Here is a 19,623-nt window from a genome sequence, read left to right as displayed (position 1 = left end):
AAAAAGATATCAAATGGGTTCTATAAAAACTGACCCATTCCGCCGCCATGCCTCCTTGCTTCGATAGATGGGGTAAAGGCTTTGATGTTCTCTGGACATATCAAGCCCAAAAAAGGGAGTTTAGGAAATATATTGGGGTACTATTAGGGGAAAGTAGACGAAAAAGCCTGTCTCAAATTGCGAATAACACTGTCAAATTAATCTTATGAGCCTGACGTTTCCAAGCCAGTATGACTTTATACCCCGCTACTTCCGACTAGCTCTTACCAACGTCCTATCGAATATTATGGTACCACTGGCTAATTTAGTCAGTATCATGTTCTTAGGTCATCTTTCGGAAATCCACTACCTAGCTGGAGTAGCCCTTGCTGGAAACCTGCTTAACTTTCTCTACTTTGTTTTATCGTTTTTACGAATGGGTACCACTGCGGTAACAGCACAAGCAGTCGGACGAGATGACCGAGAGGGCGTACTGTTGGCGGGACTGCTTAATGGTTTAATTGCTCTGGTGTTGGGGGTGGCGATCATACTGTTACAGTACCCGTTGGGGGTGTTGGGGTTTTCTATACTAGATGTCGCCCCAGAGGTGAAGTCTTCAGCTCAAGCGTATTTTAACACCCAGAGTTGGGGAGCGCCTGCCATTTTGCTCAACTTTGTCCTGCTTGGCTGGTTTCTGGGACGGGAAAAAAATGGCTTAGTTGTGTTGTTGTCGGTTGTGGGCAATGCTGCCAATATCGCACTCGACTACTTGTTTATTATCCACTTAGACTGGTCGAGCATGGGGGCAGGAGTAGCTTCTGCTGCAAGTCAATATCTCACCCTATTGGTGGGATTGTTTTTTGTCTGCAAAGAAATCCCGTGGCAAGAGGTAAAAGAATTAGCTGGAAAAATTTGGGACATAAAAGCTATACGCTCCACCTTAACTCTCAATGGAAACATCTTTGTCAGCAATTTAGTTTGTATGTTTACCGCCTTAACGTTTAACTACGAAGGGGCACAAATGGGGACAATTATCTACGCTCAAAATGCCTTGCTCTTACAGATATGGGCTTTGAGCATCTACATTGTTGAAGGATTGGGATTCTGTACAGAAACTCTGGCAGGAAATTTTAAAGGGAAAGGAGCCACAGAACAGTTAGCACCTCTGGCAAAAGTTTCTGTGGGAATGGCTCTGCTAGTGAGTCTGGTTTTCGGCGGAGCGTGTTGGCTATTTCCCGATGATGTTTTTGGGTTGTTAACCAACCACGCAGAAATTATTGAGAATATTGATATTTTTATTCCCTGGTTGGTACTTGTCCTAGTATGCAATTCAGTATGTTGCATACTATGTGGGTACTTCTTGGGTTTGGCTCAAGGGCATACTCTCCGCAATGTTAACTTAATCGCGTTTGGTGTAGGATTTTTACCTGCGGATGTAGCCGCTGTTAAATTTGAGAGTAACCATATCTTGTGGTTGGCTTTCTTTTTGTTCAACGCCATTGGAATGCTGATGTTTGGGGCACAGTTACCTAAGACATTTGAGAGTGTAGTTGAGAATGATAGTGTATCTATTCCAGCTTTAGAAGCTTCTCGTGCCTTGACTTTGACTATAGAAAAAACCAGTCAACAGATGGTAGCTGAAAAATTGGAGGTAGGGACGGATTAAAGGTCATTGATAAATTAAATGTGAGGTGATAGATCCTTTTATCCCCCAATAGCAGAGTTTTAATCAGCTTACTCTCACATACTTTGTAGGTTTTTTCTAGAATATTTAGATGCGTTTACCCTGATTGCTGATTGCTTTTTGTATCTCGTTCCACAGGTGAGATAAAGGATAACAAATAGCAAGAATAACTAAAACATCCACCAGGGAAGCAAAACAAATATTTGTTCCATCTATTCTGCCAATAAATTTCTGAGACAAGCTCACAGCAGTTTTAATAATAAAAATATGAAGACAGTATAAGCCCAGGCTCTCTCGAGACATAAAGCTAATTATAGGGTGACTGCTTTTTATGGTTCTACCGCTCCCATTGTGATTAAATATCCCTTTTAGATGCCCAAAACCATTGCTGTATATGGGTTTTATCTAAATTAATAGTGATTCCTACGGAGCGCTTCGCTATCGCCTATTTTTGAGTATATTAAAGACTAAAACCTAATCAGGGCAAGGGTTTACGCCATATCTATTCCAAAATATTATAAAGGGAGCGGTAGAACCAAATTTATTTTGCACGACTACTTATAGCATTTCCAAACGATTTGTGAAAACCGTAACCTGTAGGGTCACGACAATATTTTTCCACGACTCAAATGGAAACGCTATATTAAGTCCAAATAACAAGCGGTTTATCAGTTCCAGAGTATCCAATCAAACATCCCCATGTCATACGTACACCAGTTTCTATCTTTTTCACCGCATGAATTCTCATGGAATTGAAGAGAATTAAATCTCCCTGGTTCGGTTGGATCTCAAGTTTTGGTTGTGCGATTTTTGTGCTATCAAAACTAACACTATCTGGAACATCTGTGTTATGTACTATACTATATTCACCATTTTTGTATTCGCTTTGGGTTGGCCATTCATCCCAGAGTATTGTTTCTCCCCCTGATTCAGGCATTTTCAAATATACATTTGCCGCAATGTTATTGATGAGATTCGGTTTATCTTTATAGGATTCGAGAAAACCCCATCCCATTACATCACAATGTGGTTGACCGGGACTATCCTCTTGATGCTCTCTAACTACCCCAGCAAATACTTTTTTATCACCAAGTTTCGCTAAATTACAGCCACATCTCCAAATATCATCAAGTTCAATTCTCAGCCTATCAATTGGACTTATATATGGATGTACCAGCCTCCGCATTTCTTTAATTAATGTGAGTGCTTTTTCTTGCTGCTTTGCTAATTCGATCTCACTTTCACCACATTCAAACAGTTCTTGTCCCAAGCGACTAACTGATGGGTGACCGGGATAAGCATGAAAATATTGACTCTTTTTGATTCGCTCTGAAATTGTAATACACTCTTGCTCAAGAAAATAATTCGGTACTATTACCGCATCTATTGAATGGTCTAGAAGTCCAATTAAATGCCATTCTTCGAGTTCTTTTGCAGATATTATGGCATCTTGATTTTTTTGATAACTACTCAACTTATTTTCATATATGGTCATTGGTTTGCCCCTCCAGGTTTGATTCAGAAATGTTGTTGCAGATAAGCTTCTATCTATAATTTACCCTTAGCCATCGCTTCCATTAACACCATCTTTTTGTGAATGGGGTCAGCGGTCACACGTTGGCAGAGTTGTTGAGCTTGTACTTGCGCTTCAGCGAGAATAGCGGACTCATCTACCGTGAGGACTTGGTAGTCTTCCACTAAAAGTTTTCCCGCCACCATGACGCTTTTAACTTCATGTCCTGAAGCAGCATACACCAAGTTAGGTACAAGGTTACGAATAGGGTTGAGCAGGGTGGGCGAGAGGTTAGGGGAACTGAGGTCTACTAAGATCAAGTCGGCTTCTTTGCCCACTTCCAGCGAGCCAATCTTGTGATCTAAACCAATCGCCCGCGCTCCTTCAATGGTCGCCATCCGTAAGACTTCCCACGCTGGCATAATGGTTGGATCATGATATTTTATTTTATTGAATAAGGCGGTCAGCTTCATTTCATTGAAGATGTTACAACAGTTGTTGCCACAGGCTTGATCAGAACCGAGCGCAACGGAACCGCCTGCTTGTCGAAAAACATGAGCGGGCGGAACAAGACCGTCAATGATGCCAATAGCGCCCGAACAGAGTGCCATGCCAGCACCACTTTTGGCTACTTGTATCACTTCTTCATCTGTGGCATCGGTGAGGTGAACCGCGAGCAACTGTTCGTCCAAGTAGCCAATCTCAGCTAGAAATGCGATCGGACGCTTACCATATCGTTTAACGATTTGCTCCGTTTCCCGATCTCCCTGGGCCACATGAATATGCAGCATTAAGCCTTCCCGTTGGGTAATCTCTTTAGCTGCGTGTAGGATCTCCAGTGGTAGCATATCCGCCGCCTGTAGTCCCAACATAGTGGTGATACGTCCCTCTGCGGCTCCATTCCATGCACAGGCAAAATCCACAGCCTCTTCCATCCCACGTCGTCCTGCCTTCATATCGAAGGGATAGAGGTCTCCCTCCTTCCATGCCGACCAATCTAGTGGAAAGGCGTTAAAGGCGGGGGATAGAATAGCACGTACCCCAATTTCCTTGAAAAACTCTCCCCAGAGCGGGTAAGGAGTCTCAGAATCGCCGAATGTGGTTGTTCCTGCTTTCAGTCCTTCGAGTACACTCAAGCGCGTTCCGGCTATATTTACTGCGGGTGTCATCTGAAGTGCATAAGGAATTGTCGCGTCCATTAGCCAATTGGTTACATCCTGTGCCACTCCACGCAGAATAGCACAAGTCGTATGTATGTGAGCATCAATTAGTCCAGGCAATACCGCACAATTTACAGCATTAATTGTTTTATTTCCTTCAAACTGACTCAGTAAAGCCTCTGTCGAATCAACTGCTACGATCCGGCTACCCTCAACCGCAATTGCCCCATCCGCAATATATCCCACGCCATTTCCCTGCATAGTAAAAAGATGAGCGTGTATTAACAATGTGTCTACCTGTTTTTTATTCATAAGACCTTTTATTAATCTATTATGGCGATTAGTGACACATAGATATATAGCTTATTGCCATATACATATTATTTGCACCATCAAGTATAGTTGAAATTTGGCGTTACAGAATTCAAGTATGAAAATCAAAAATTCCATGTCTCAGACCGCTCCTCTCTGTACCTGGAGCGTCTCTGCGTGAGAAAAATTCATACTTTCTATTCACCAACGCCTGAAATTTAGCCTCTTTCGAGACCAAGCACATCGGCATGGCGGATAATACGACGATATGTTTCTTCGATCGCTCCATCGAAATCATTTAGCTTGAAAACCGTACTAACTGCGTGACCACCAGAATCTCGATCAGGTGGATAACCGTCTCGCAGAACACGAAACGATGGGGTAACAGGCCAGTCGTAGACAGAAAGTGCAATAAACTCGTCCATTGGGATATCATCCTCGTCAGTCAGCGCAATATACTCTTCCGGTGATTTTCCTGTTTGACTGTGGTATTTGGCATAACCTGGCATTGCCAGACAGACAAAGATTGTGTCACGACCAGTTTCCCGCAGCATCAATAAACTCTGAAGCGTCATTAGGTGGCTGGCTACTGTGGGGAGGTTGCTAGACCCACCCGCGACAATATACACATTGCGTCCACTTGGGTCGAAGGTTGCTTGCAGTCTACCTTGGTCAGTTACTTCATCCCAACTTCCATAAGTATATGGATCAACAGATGTCGGTTGTAGCACCTGCCACGCGCCCAACTCTCCTGATCGCTCCATTACCCAGAACCAAGGCATATCACCACTGTTGAGTAAATTGATGCGATCGGCAATGAGATGGGGAGGGGCGATCGCTCCTTCTCCGATCCAGCCATAGGCCTCTCTTTCAAGTTGGCTTAGTTTTGTTACATCTGCCATTACCGCAGGTCTAACCGTCCATGGAGGAAGATGCAGGGAGTGGGAAGCAGGGGATAAGCCCAGCTTGGTAATTGCAAAAGACTGCTCCTCAACTGATATCTCCTGTTTAGAAGCAAACAAGGATTCGGTGGGAACGTCCTTTTGGTCTGCCTGCGGCACAATTCTGTCCAGTACGAAGTTAGTTAACTGCTTAATCGTGGGATGGTCAAATACTATTGCCACTGGCAGTTCCAACCCTATAGCAGAACAGAGCTTATTACGCAGTTCGATCGCCATCAAGGAATCAATTCCTAAGTCAAAAAACATTTGTTCATCAGAGGGAACACTTCTGATAATCGTTTCGATTTCAGATTTAATCAGGTTCTTCAATATTTCATATCTGTCCTCATGGGAAGTTTGACTTATTTTTTGTAAAACTGTTTGAGGAGTTGTGGTTGAGCTTATTTGTCGCTGTTGTTCCTCTACCAAAAACTCCAAAATACTGGGTAGTGCAATTCGTTCAGCAGCAGAGAGTTTCCGTTCATCATCCAAAAGCCCAACTAAAGATTGGACATCACCTGCTTGCAAATATTCCATCAGTAAAGTGGACACCGCGCTAGGATTTTGTGATGATGCGCTGCTCTGAGCTTGAAAGGTATCTAAATCGGAACTTTGTGCCAACTTAGAGTCGGGAAGCCAATAACGTTGTCGCTGAAACGGATAGGTTGGCAATATCACCTTGCGTCCTTGATATCCCCGATTAAATGCACCCCAATCAATATCATATCCATGTACGTACAACTCACCCAGACTAGTGAACATCTGCTGACAATCCTTCTGGCTTTCCCGTAAACTGGGCAGGTAGCAAGACGAAGTTCCTTTTGAGGCAGTTGAATCTTCCTCGTTTACTCGCAGTGCCATGCCCAACAGGGTAGCGGTAGAACCGATTTCCAGAAAGATATTGACACCTTGTTCATTCAGCGTCCTCACTCCATCGGCAAAGCGCACTGCCTCACGGACATGGCGTACCCAGTAATCTGGTCTGGTGATTTCAGGGCCGGCCACTTTCCCGGAGACGTTGGAGACAAGTAGCAACTTGGGCTGGTGATAGGTGATACTGGCTGCCACCTGGCGGAACTCATCCAAGATGGGTGTCATAAGTGGTGAATGGAAGGCATGGGAAACCGTCAGTTGGCGTGTCTTGATGCCAACGGTGGCGAGTTGTTCAGCAATTGCCATCACAGAGGTGCGTTTGCCAGAGATAACCACGCTTTCTGTCCCATTTATCGCTGCGATTGACACATTATCTCGGTAAGGTGTAATAGCTTCCTGGATACGAGCTTCACTTGCCAAAAAAGAAACCATCGTTCCGTCTTGAGGTAGGGATTGCATCAGACGACCACGAGTAGCAATTAGTTTCAGCCCATCCTCTAAAGAAAATATGCCCGCCACACAAGCGGCGACGTATTCACCTACACTATGCCCCATCACGATATCTGGTTTGATACCCCAGGAGTGCCACAACTGAGCGATCGCATACTCAAGAGCAAAAAGCGCGGGCTGAGTATAAGCGGTTTGGTGAATGGCTTCTGATTTTCCCTCTGGGTAGAGAATCGAAAGTAGTGATCGGTCGAAATATGCACCAGCACGCAAGATGTCATCACAATGGGCGAGTGCTTTTCGGAAGGTAGGTTGGTTTTCGTAAAGTTGACGACCCATTCCCACATACTGTGAGCCTTGACCTGTAAAAAGAAAGGCTATCTTTGGTAGCGATTTGACTTCTCGCCCCCCACCCCCTGATTGTGCAAATGCCTCCAATTGCAAACGCAGTTGCTCTTGAGATTCCGTGACTACCGCAAACCTATGTTTAAAATGTTTACGCCCTATGTGTGCTGTGAAACAAATGTCCGCCAGAGGAACATCGGGAGAGGTCTCTATCTGAGTCGCATAACGCCGAGCCAGTTCTTGCAGGGCTGCGGGTGTTTTTGCAGCTAAGGTCAAAATATGCGGCGTTTGATTAATATCATCAGTAGGTTGCTCTATGTTTGGGGCTGCCTCTAGTACGATATGAGAGTTTGTGCCACTAAAGCCAAAGCTACTGACTCCTGCAAAGCGATCGCTAGTAGACCAAGGTATTGTTTCTGTTGGGATACTGACTGGTAATTGATCCCAGTCAATATAAGGACTTGGCTGGTCGAAGTGTAAGTTTGCTGGGATTTCACCGTGCTGCATTGAGAGTACAACCTTGATGAGACCGGCAATGCCAGCAGCGGCTTCAGTATGACCAATATTCGTCTTGACCGAACCGACGACAAGTGGCTGTGAGCGTTGACCAAAGACTTGCCCAATCGCACCCATTTCAATAGGATCGCCTAAGGACGTACCTGTGCCGTGTGCCTCAATATAGCTGATTTGATCTGGGTGTAGTCCAGCATCCGCTAATGCCTGTTGGATCACCGCCTGTTGTGAGGGACCACTAGGAACGGTTAAGCCACTCGTGTAGCCATCATGATTGACTGCGGCACCACGAATCAAGGCCAGGATATTGTCATTGTCAGCAATGGCATCGGATAGGCGTTTGAGAACTACCATCCCACACCCCTCAGCACGGGCATAACCATCTGCCTGGACATCAAATGTTTTGCACCGTCCATCAGGCGACAACATCCGGGATTGACAGGCTTTGATAAAGCCATCTGGTATCACTTGTATCTGTACACCACCCGCCAATGCCAAATCACAATCCTGTTGACGTAGGCTCTTGACAGCCAATGCCACAGAAACCAAAGAGGACGAACAGGCGGTATCAAGGGACAAATTGGGTCCAGTAAGTCCCAAATAATAAGATAAACGCCCGCTGGCTGTACTATGGCAGTTACCTGAACCAGAATATACATCTAGGTCAGAACCATTACGCATAATCAAATCACGATAATCACTTTCACTGATGCCAACAAAGACACCTGTTTGTGTAGTCAGTTTATTGCCTGTCAGCCCAGCCCGTTCTAAGGCTTCCCAACTCACTTCCAGAAGCAACCTCTGTTGAGGGTCTAAGCTGATTGCCTCACGGGTAGAAATGCGAAAGAACTCAGGGTCGAAGGCTGCTATTTGGTCGAGAAAACCACCAAAACGTGTATACATTTTGCCGGGTGTTGCTGGCGTGGGATCATAATAGTCGTCAATATCCCAACGGCTTTTTGGCATCTCTTGGATAGCATCAACCCCATTATGCAATAATTTCCAAAAAGCTTCAGGTGTGTCTGCACCAGGAAAGCGACAGCCCATCCCAATGATGGCGATTGGTTCCCGTTGCGCGTATTTTAAACGGTCAAGTTCGGCTTGTAACTCCTCTATTTTGTTCAATGCCTTCTTGACTATAGAAGTTACCTGATTTTCTGACAAAGCGTTCATTCATTTGTCCTTTACTTGTATGCTCACTTCCACAATGTGTAATTATTGATCACGCCTAATCCAAATGTGCTGATAATTTTTGTATAAGTGTAGACAAAGATTCATCTTCATCACTTTGCATTTCGCTGTCTAACACATCTGTTTCGTTGTCAAGAATTGTCCCGATAGACGAAGTATCTGTGAATATTGCTGATAAAGAGTCTGTTTGCTGCGGTGCTGCGCCTTCCATTGGTGCAAGTACAACTTGTGTTAGGTACTTAACCGCTATTTCTATGGTTGGGTAGTCAAAGGCAAAGGTGACAGGCAATGAACAATCTAATGTGCGTTGTAAACTGTTACGCAGTTCAATAGAGGTGAGCGAGTCAAGACCTAACGTAACAAAACCAACCCCTTCTTCATTTGGTAGTTCTGCCACGTTTGTTCCTAACAGTTGAGCGACTTGAGAGCGAAGATGCACTTCTAATAATTTTGGTCGATCTTGCACAGCAGCTTGCTTCAGCCTCCTCTGAATATCTTCTGTGTGACTGACCGCCATCGAATCGTAACTCTGCGCTTTCCGGCTAGACTTAGAAAACTTTTCATAAAAAGGCAAATTACCTTTTTGATGATCCAAGAAGCGAGTCCATTGAATTGGGATGACACCAATTTGAGCGGCTGGCTCGTTCAGTAATTCGCCGAAGAGGTCTAAGCCTTTCTGTAACGGAATGGCCTCTTCACCTCTTTGCGGTAACTTGTCCAGTAGCCCTTGTCGTGCAGCCATACCGACTTGATCCCATGCCCCCCAGCAGATAGACAAACAGGGGAGTCCTCGCCCTCGCCGATAGGCAGCTAAACCATCTAGGAACGCATTGGCTGCTGAATAGTTGGCCTGCCCTGGCGCACCTAATAGAGAACTGGCAGAAGAAAAGAGAACAAAGAAGTCTAGTGGCTGCTCCAGAGTCAACTTATGCAAAATCCAAGCCCCCTGTGCTTTTGGCAATAGAACTTTTTTGAGCTTGGCTGGAGTTTGTTGGAGCAGACTCGCATCATCAAGCACTCCTGCGGCGTGTATTACACCACACAGAGGTACGGTTAGATTGGTCAGAATCTGCGCTAATATCTTCTCATCGCTAATATCAGCTTGAGCCACAATGATTTGCGCCCCGGCTGATTCTAGTTCATCCAACACCATAGATACTTCGGAACTGGGCTGACTGCGCCCCAACAAAACGAGATGTTTAGCCCCCTTTTCCACTAACCACCGTGCGACTTGTAAGCCGACACCGCCCCGTCCACCAGTGATCAAATAGCTGCGATCGCTGCGGATCTCAACCAGTTGTTCGGATTTGGGTTTATATTGACTAAGACGTGCTACGTATGCTTGTCCATTGCGCCAAGCCAACTGACTCTCTTCTCCGTCCTTTGGTAGATGGCCTCTTGTTAGCTGTGTAAATATCGTGTTCGCCACATCTTGCTGTAAATATCCAGCTTCCACATCCATGTAAACACAGGACAATTCTGGGTGTTCTAGCATGATAACTTTGGCAAGTCCCCACAAAGATGATTGGGCGAAGCCATTTACTCGATCTTGTTCAACCACCGCTTGTGCATCACAGGTGACAATAAGTAAGGATGGCGGGGTTGAGTAGGTATTGAGTAATGCTTGCACAAGATATAGCACCGATGTACAGTTATCCTCTGCTTGCTTCATGGGGTGACAATCCTCTTTTTGATCCAACCCCCATAAATAGACGACTTGTTGTAAATCTGGCAAAGTACGGAATATTAATTCGTAATTGTCCAGTATCTGCTTCGCATAGATCATGGTCATTGGCACTCCAGCATTGTCTAGCCTTTGTGCCAATGCAGCCCCTGTTCCATGCTGATCTGATAAAACCAAACAACTGCCAGAGATAGTGCCATCAGAAGGGACTAGGGAAGTTGATTGAGCTTGCCATTCAATGTCTACAAGCCAGTTGTGTACGTATGTTGTTCTGAGGAATTTTTCGGGAGAAGCTTCACGAAGTACAAAGCCAATTGCTTTCACCAAGGTTTCCCCGGTCTCATTCATAATCTGGAAGTCATATTTGAATTCCCCAATCTTCCTCGCGTAGCACCACCACTCTGTTCCCGTAACGGGTTTGTACAGTTGCAGAGAAGCAAATGACAAAGGAACTCTGGTCGCGGAGTCTCCGTACTCGTACTCCATGACAGCGGTGGTTGAAAGCGAACCATCGAGCAATATGCCGTGAATTTGATGTCCTGATACAGAGCCGACCACATCTGGTATGTGAAGACGGGTCAATGCTTCATTTTCCCCATGCCAAAGTTGCTGTACCCACCTAAAGGAAGGGCCCATTTCAAATTTTTGTTTGACTAAGCTATTGTACCAGTCATGACCATTTACGGTATGTGGACAACGCTGACGTATTTCGTTCGGGGAGAGTGTTGGCGGTTGGGCATCGCGCAACATTCTCAGACACCCTGTGACATGGACTTTCGGTTTGTTCTCTAAGGGATCATCCGGCATGAAGCTAATAATCTGGAAAGTCATGGGTGGAAACGTTTGATGGCTTTGATTCTCCTGTGACTTATCAGGGCTGAAAATCGCCTGCACGATCACCGTATCATCGTCATGAAAGATAATTGGCTGATAAAAAGCAATATCGGTTAATTCATGCTGATAGTCTGGGTATAAAACCTGTGCTGCATTGAAGATTAAGGAGGCTAATACTGCCCCCGGTACAATGACTTCACCGTAGATCTGATGATCGGAGATATGAGGCATCTGTCGCACGCCAAACTCGGTTTCAAACACCACTTTGTTCTCTGATGGTAGCCGGATCATCTTATCCAACATTGGGCGCACCCTCTGTTGTTGGGGCTTTTTGACAGAGCTTTCAATCCAATATCGTTCTCTCTGAAATGGATAGGTGGGCAACAATATTTTGTGTCGTGAATAATCTTTGTCAAAACCCGCCCAGTCAATCTTGACTCCATTAACTACGAGTTGTCCACAAGTAGAAAGCATCTGCTGCCAATCGTTGCCATCTTCGCGCAAGCTGGGTAGCATGAGCGGATGACTAGCTGAACCGTTTTCACTATGAATCTGCTTTGCCATACCCAACAATATTGGTTTGGGTCCTACTTCTAGGAGGATGTCAGTATTCTGTTCTGCCACTGTGGCAATACCATCGGCAAAACGGACGGCAGAATGGACATGACGTACCCAATAATCAGGTGTAGCAACCTCCTCGGTTGCCAATTGCCCTGTAACGTTAGAAATCAGTGACAAACTGGGTGACCTATAGCTGATGGTGCTGGCAACGTCTCGGAATGCTTTCAGCATGGGGGTCATCATTGGCGAGTGGAAAGCGTGAGAGACGGTGATTAGGTGTGTTTTGATGCCTTCCGATGCAAACTGTGCTGCTAAATTATCTATAATTTCAGCTTTGCCGGAGATCACCACGCTTTGCTGTCCATTGATTGCTGCAATTGATACTTCTGCACTATAAGGCGCGATGAGCGCTTTCACTACTATCTCATTGCTTCTGATACTAAGCATTTTCCCCGGCGGTAAGGCTTGCATCAAACGTCCACGAGATGCAATGAGTTTTAACCCATCTTCTAAACTAAAGACACCCGCCAGACAAGCGGCTACATATTCACCCACGCTGTGACCCAGTACGACATCAGGCTCAATGCCCCATGATATCCATAGTTTTGCTAGGGCATATTCAAAAGCAAAAAGGGCAGGTTGGGTATAAACGGTTTGATTAAGTTTGCTAGGGGAAGTGTAGAGTATGTTCAGAATTGATTCACCCAACAATGGATGCAGAATGTCGTCACATTCGTCCATAATCCGACGGAAGGTAGGCTGAGTTTCGTAAAGCTCACGCCCCATGTTGATGTACTGCGAACCTTGTCCAGTAAACAGAAAAGCGATTTGAGGGCTGAGTTGATTATCTAGTACCACATTATGTTGCGTTGGCATTGTAGCCTGCTGTGGGTAGTGTTCTAATTGTTCTGATAACTGCGCGATGTTCTCGGAGATAAAACTTAAGCGATGGGCAAAAAGATTACGCCCGACATTGGCACTATAACAAAGATCAGCTAGGGATATGGGGGGCGCTTCCCTGAGAAATGCCATGTAACGGGCTACCAATGCGTTGAGTGCCGCTTCGGTTTTGGCTGAAAGGGTCAGAATGTGACAAGGACGCTCCGGTGCATTTTCAGATTTTTCGTTTTGGCGGACAGGTGCTTCTGCGACAACTAGATGACAGTTTGTACCGCTCATACCAAACGAGCTAACTCCAGCGACGCGCTCTTTCCCAGTCCAGGGTACACACTGTGTCGGCACTTGAACTGGCGAAGATTCCCAATCAATGAAGGGATTAGGGTTTTGAAAATGGAGACTGGGAGGAATCTGTTTTTCTTGTAATGATAAAATGACTTTTATTAACCCCGCAATACCAGCGGCTGGTTCTAGGTGCCCGATATTAGTTTTGACAGAGCCAATCCACAAGGGTTCTGAACGAGAAGATCCAAAGACGGTCGTTAATGCTCCCACCTCAATAGGGTCGCCTAGTTGTGTCCCTGTGCCATGGGCTTCGATATAACTGACTGCTTCCGGCTGAACCTTGGCGTTTTGTAGTGCCTGACGCAGTAAGGCTTCTTGAGACAGCTTATTAGGGGCAGTTAAACCACTGCTACGCCCGCCATGATTGACTGCACTACCCCGGATTATGGCTAAAATTGGATCGTCTGCCGCGATCGCGTCACTTATTCGTTTAAGTACAATCATGCCACAACCTTCGCCGCGTCCATAGCCATCGGCGGCAGCGTCAAATGTTTTACTACGACCATCGGTCGCAAAGGCATTTAACTGGGCAGTCCCAATCATAGGGTCTGGGATTAACATAAGCTGAACGCCACCAGCCAGTGCCAAATCACATTCTCCCATCCGCAAACTATTACAGGCAAGATGTACAGCCACTAAGGAGGAGGAACAGGCACTATCAACAACCATGTTAGGTCCTTGAAGCCCCAACAGATAGGATAAACGCCCCGGAGCATAGTAATTGCTATTGCCCGTTGCCGCATAGACATTATGATGATCCCCTGTATTTTCTAGGTGAGTATAATAGTCATTTTCGCTCATCCCGACAAAGACCCCCGTTTGGCTATCCATCAATTGGCTGGGAGCAATGCCAGCCCTTTCGAGTGCCTCCCAAGCTACCTCCAGCAACATTCTATGCTGGGGATCTATATTGGCCGCTTCACGTGGCGAAATATCAAAAAACGAGGCATCGAATTTATCCACCGCATTAACAAAAGCGGCTTCACGAATATACATTTTGCCTGGCCGCCCAGGTTGGGGATCATAGTAGTCATCAACTGCCCAGCGATCGCTAGGGATTTCGGTGACCATATCAACACCATTCTGAAGTAGTTTCCAGAATGTCTGTGGTGAATCCGCTCCCGGAAACCGCAGTCCCAGCCCCACAATTGCGATCGGTTCGTGCGCTCGGCGTTGCATTGCTTCAAGTTGTTGGTGTGCTTCCTTTAGGGACAGTCCAACACGCTGAAGTAATGTAGCTGCATCTTCGTTTGCTGTTATAGGTACTTTCATTATTGATCTCTTTTTATTTTATTTAGTAAGGATTCGAGTGCGAATAAATCTTCTGCTATGGAAGTAATATTTGAGTCAACGGAAGTGCTGGTACTTCTGTCCTTATTACTGTCTTTTTCCTCCCCATTTCCATCTGGTGTGAGAACTGCTGAGGTATCTGTCTCAGAATTTATACATATTTGAGTCAGTATAAACTTAGCTAAACGGTCTACCATAGGATAATCGAATGCAAGCGTTGCAGGCATCTGAATCCCCAGACTTTCTTCCAAACGCCGCCTCAATTCCAGTGACATCAACGAATCCATCCCCAAATCAGTGAAGGGTTGATGAACTGCGGGCAGTTCGGGACTACGCAATACCGCAGCAACTTGGGTCTGTAGATGGCGCAGTAACATTTTCTCTCGCTCTTTTGGCCGAGCTTGCTGCAATTGTTCGAGCAAGGTAAGGCCAACTTCATGAGGAAGTGTAGATTTCTCCTGGGTAGTGGAGGAAGACCTGTCAAGATCAAGTAAAGCAAAAAAGGCCGAGCTTGTGTCGTACATCTTGCGAAGCCCATCGGTAGAAATGGCCGCAATTTGGGCGGATGGTTGTTGCAGGAGATAGGCAAAGATTTGCAATCCCTGTTCTGGTGAAATTTCCAAAGTGCTACTATCTTGCCCAACTGTGGTGCTTTGTGAAGAAGCTTGTTGGAGACGTGCCGCCATTCCCACTTGAGACCAAGCGTCCCAGTTAATCGAGAGAGCTGGCAAGCCTTGTATTCGCCGATGATGGGCAAAGGCATCTAAAAAGGCATTGGCGGCAGCATAGTTAGCTTGTCCACCACTGCCCAGCAATCCTGCTGTTGAGGAAAAACAAACAAAGAAATCAAGCGGCATCTCTTCAGTCAGTGTATGTAGATGCCAAGTTCCCTCTAGTTTGGGGGCGAATACCTTGCTAAAACGCGCCCAATTTTGCTGTAATAAGATTCCGTCGTCTAATACACCGGCAGTATGAATAATACCAGCCAAAGGATATGCCTTATCAATCTGTGCCAACACATCAGCTACTTGGGAGCGGATGCCAACATCGGCTTGCACCACCGTCACTGTTGCACCCAGCGCGGCTATCTCTTGCAGTTGTTTTTGGGCGGCTGGTTTGGGTTGGCTGCGTCCCATCAGAACTAGATGGGTAGCCCCCTGTTCAACCATCCAACGAGCCACAAGCAAGCCCAAACCACCAAAGCCGCCCGTGATCAAATAAGTGGCATCTGGTCGAATAGGCATTTTTGATGAGGTCGCGGGATGGTTCTGATAACCTTTGAACCGTGACACATAGCGAGTCCTATTACGCCAAGCAACTTGACTTTCGTGGGGAATGGTGGTATTTCTGAACTCGGAGGCGGCGCGGAGTTCAGCCGCCAGAAAATTGGCTTGTTCATCTGGAAGCCCTTCGCCATCAAGGTCAATTGATACACAGTTGAGTTCAGGGTGTTCTAAGGCTATCACCTTACCCATACCCCATAAGGGTGACTGAAGCACTCCGACTAGGCTATCGTCTTTATGCACAGCTTGCGCGTTCTTTGTCACGAGCCACAAGCTAGGGGTGGGCGCTTCAAGTTGCACGACTGTCTGTATTAAATTTAATAGAGTGCCACTACCTAATTGTACATTTTCAATTAGGTTAGATACTTTACCCAAGCTAAGTATATCTAAGCTCCAAAGATGAACAATACCATACAGTGGAGGCAAAGCAGCAAACAACCTTTCATAATCATCCCTTTGGGTCGGATCAATCTGAAAATATGGGATGTCCCCCCCGGTATTTTGTTTATTATTAGCCGAGTGATATTTTAGACCAGCATAGACAAGCGTAATTATATCCCCTTGCTGACGTAATTGAGCCGCAAGTGCTTCACCGTTTCCACTAGCATCGGCGAAGATGAGCCATTGTCTACCCTCTGTTTCCACAGCAGGTAAGGTAGATACAGTCAGCAACTGCGGTTGCCAAACCACTTCATAAAGCCAATCGTAGATGGGCTTTTGTGTCGCTTCCTCACGATGTTTTGCAACCAATAGTTCAATGATGCTGGGTAGGAATTTCCGTGCTTCGTCTGAAAGTACATCCGTCGCTGCCAACAGGTCCATGATTTCCGGCACATTGCCTTGTTTGAGATGCTCTACAATGGCAGTCGCGGGACGAACTTGTGTTGTTTCTAAAAGTGGAGCGGCCTGTTTTTCTAGCCAATAACGTTGACGATTCCAAGCATAGGTTGGTAGACTTACGTTGCGTCTGGCGTAATCTCCATCAAAACCCGCCCAATCTACTTGGACACCAAGCGTATACAGTTGTCCCAAACTCTCTAACAAAGTCTGCCAGTTGGGTTGGTTAGGACGCAAGGTGGGAATGGTGACAGGGCGATCGCTATGGGCAACCTCGTCAAAATATTGTTGCACTAGTCCTGATAAGGTCGGTTTTGGGCCAACTTCAAGGAAGACTTGGACATCCTGCGCTTGCATAGTTGCAATACCATCAGCAAACAGGACAGGATTGCACACATGATTTACCCAGTAACCAGGGGAAGCGATCGCTCCTTCCTCCAGAGAAGACTCAGGTGAAATCAAGTCACCGATTAGATTACTGACAAGAGCTATTTTTGGAGGACTATAGTTGATTTCCCTGGCCACCTTTGCGAACTCCTGCTGCATTGGTTTCATCAATGGAGAGTGGAAAGCGTGTGAAACAGACAGTCTCTTGCACCGGATGCCTTGATCTTCTAAGGTGTTGGTGAAGACTTGCACAGCTTGGCGATCGCCCGAAATGACGACACTTCGTGGTCCATTTACCGCCGCTATGACAACTCGCTGGTCAGATTGAATAGCCGCCTGAACTTCCTCAAGGGAGGCCGATATAGCAACCATCTCGCCATCTTGTGGTAGTGCCTGCATCAAATGGCCTCTTTCGGCAGCAAGTTTGAGACCATCCTCCAGAGAAAAGATCCCCGCCACACAAGCTGCCACATATTCACCTATGCTATGACCCATTACGATATCTGGCTCGATTCCCCACGACCGCCACATCTGTGCTAAGGCGTATTCTACAGCAAAAAGGGCAGGTTGGGTATAAGCCGTCTGGTCAATTTCCTTTGACTCATGTTTTGGATATAATACCGAAAGCAGTGGGTTTCCCCAAGGGCTGTTTCTCGATGAAAAGATGGATTGTAAGATTTCGGCACAGCGATCTAAGCAATTACGGAAAGTAGGCTGGGTCTCATAAAGTTCTCCAGCCATCTGCACATACTGTGAACCTTGACCTGTAAAGAGAAAAGCGACCTTCGGCGCACGACTTTTGGAAAGGACGCAACCTTGATTGATGCTCAAACTCACCGACTCTTCCTTATAAGCGGACAAAAGAGCCTCTATTTGGATGTGTGAAGTAGCCGATAGAGCAAGGCGATGAGAAAAATGGGTGCGTGCCGTATTAGCAGTGTAGCATATATCGGCAAGACTTGCATCAGTAGTAGAAATAAACGACTGATAAAGCCCAACCAAGTTAGCCAACGCTTCCTCATTCTTAGCACTAAGGGTTAGCAAGTGCCATGGTCTTTCCACTGCCGCATGATTACTAATTGGTTCGTTAGATGGGGCTTCAGATAACACAATGTGGGCGTTAGTACCACTGAAACTAAAAGAACTAACCCCTGCAATTCGCTTTCTGTCCTTCAATGTTTTGTCATCCCAAGCATGAAGGGTGGTCGGAATTTCGACCGGGAGATTTTTCCAATCAATATATGGATTTGGTGTCTTGAAATGCAAGTGAGGAGGAATCTGCTTGTTTTTTAGCATCAGGACAACCTTAATCAGCCCTGCAATACCGGACGCGGCTTCTAAATGACCAATATTTGTCTTAACTGAGCCGACCCAAAGTGGTTCTGTTCTCCGACCAAACACTTCGTTTAATGAATCCATCTCAATAGGGTCACCAAGGGGTGTGCCTGTACCATGGGCTTCTACATAACTTACGGCATCCGGTGCAATACCTGCTCTATCTAAGGCTTGCTTAATGACAGAGACTTGTGCGGGGCCTCTTGGAGCAGTTAAACCACTGCTATGACCATCATGATTAACCATAGACCCACGAATGATGGCAAGAATATTATCCCCATCGGCTGTTGCATCCGAGAGACGTTTCAGAACAATCATCCCACAACCTTCGCCTCGCACATAGCCATTTGCATTGGCATCAAATGTTTTACAACTACCATCAGGTGCCAGCATCCCCCCTTGAGAAAGACCAATCATTTCATTGGGATCAATGAGTAAACCGACTCCACCAGCTAGTGCTAGATCACATTCCCTGTGACGCAGACTCTGACAGGCTTGATGAACCGAGACTAAAGAAGATGAACAAGCTGTATCAATCACAAAACTGGGACCCATCAAACCCAGGATATAGGATATCCTGCCGGCAGCAACACTCACATCAGTGCCACTTAAGTCATACAAATCAGTTTTCCCGATCCGGCTTCTGTTTTCGATCATTAAAGATTTGTAGTTGCTACCACCAATACCGATAAATACACCAGTGGAACTATCAAAAAGAGTTGCAGGAACAATATTACCGGATTCCAGAGCTTCCCAACTGACTTCAAGTAGCAAGCGTTGCTGTGGATCCATGCTAACGGCTTCACGGGCAGCAATATTAAAGAATGATGGCTCAAATGTATCAACTTCATTCAGAAAACCGCCGTAACGAGTATGCATTTTCCCGGACGATGTGGGGTCAGCATCATAATATTTATCAACATCCCAGCGATCAGCAGGGATTTCTGTAATGGCTGATATACCCTCGCGCAGTAATACCCAGAAACGCTCTGGAGTAGTGGCACCGCCTGGAAAACGGCAACTCATACCAACAATGGCAATAGACTCATTTTTTTGGGCTTCTACCGCAGCTAGTTGTGATCGTAAACTATTTATCTCGTTCAACGCATTTTTCATCAAAATGCCATAATTGGGCTGACTCATCTTTGCTTATCCTGAATAATTCACCAAAAGAGCAGAAAAGAGTCTAAAACCAAGTAAAATTAGGCTATA

7 protein-coding genes are annotated in these 19,623 nt (G+C 45.8%); 1 reads left to right on the top strand and 6 read right to left on the bottom strand.

The window, feature by feature from the left end; translation table 11 throughout:
• Positions 1 to 205: 205 nt before the first annotated feature.
• Positions 206 to 1,645 (top strand): MATE family efflux transporter, encoded by a 1,440-nt coding sequence (locus EZY12_27160; GenBank protein ID QSX70883.1) that lies wholly within the window; start codon positions 206 to 208, stop codon positions 1,643 to 1,645.
• A 105-nt stretch (positions 1,646 to 1,750) separates the two neighbouring features.
• Here EZY12_27160 and EZY12_27155 read toward each other — a convergent pair whose 3' ends face one another.
• The 6 genes from EZY12_27155 to EZY12_27130 form a co-directional block, all read right to left on the bottom strand.
• Positions 1,751 to 1,966, bottom strand: coding sequence for a hypothetical protein (locus EZY12_27155; protein QSX70882.1), 216 nt, complete (start codon positions 1,964 to 1,966; stop codon positions 1,751 to 1,753).
• A gap of 340 nt (positions 1,967 to 2,306) precedes the next feature.
• Positions 2,307 to 3,158, bottom strand: a complete 852-nt coding sequence (locus tag EZY12_27150; GenBank protein QSX70881.1) for a 2OG-Fe(II) oxygenase — start codon at positions 3,156 to 3,158, stop codon at positions 2,307 to 2,309.
• A gap of 53 nt (positions 3,159 to 3,211) precedes the next feature.
• A complete protein-coding gene (locus tag EZY12_27145; GenBank protein QSX70880.1) occupies positions 3,212 to 4,648 on the bottom strand; it encodes an amidohydrolase family protein in 1,437 nt (478 codons plus the stop codon).
• 218 nt (positions 4,649 to 4,866) lie between these two features.
• Positions 4,867 to 8,940 carry an acyltransferase domain-containing protein gene (locus EZY12_27140; protein ID QSX70879.1) on the bottom strand — a complete coding sequence of 1,358 codons (4,074 nt, stop codon included), beginning with the start codon at positions 8,938 to 8,940 and terminating at the stop codon, positions 4,867 to 4,869.
• A 55-nt stretch (positions 8,941 to 8,995) separates the two neighbouring features.
• A complete protein-coding gene (locus EZY12_27135; GenBank protein ID QSX70878.1) occupies positions 8,996 to 14,551 on the bottom strand; it encodes a type I polyketide synthase in 5,556 nt (1,851 codons plus the stop codon).
• Positions 14,551 to 19,554, bottom strand: coding sequence for a type I polyketide synthase (locus EZY12_27130; GenBank protein QSX70877.1), 5,004 nt, complete (start codon positions 19,552 to 19,554; stop codon positions 14,551 to 14,553). Before EZY12_27130 ends, EZY12_27135 begins: the two co-directional genes overlap by 1 nt.
• Between the last annotated feature and the right edge of the window lie 69 nt (positions 19,555 to 19,623).

It is taken from the genome of Dolichospermum sp. DET69, from assembly GCA_017355425.1.
Classification (GTDB): Bacteria; Cyanobacteriota; Cyanobacteriia; order Cyanobacteriales; family Nostocaceae; genus Dolichospermum.
This window is presented reverse-complemented; position numbering and strand designations above follow the sequence as displayed.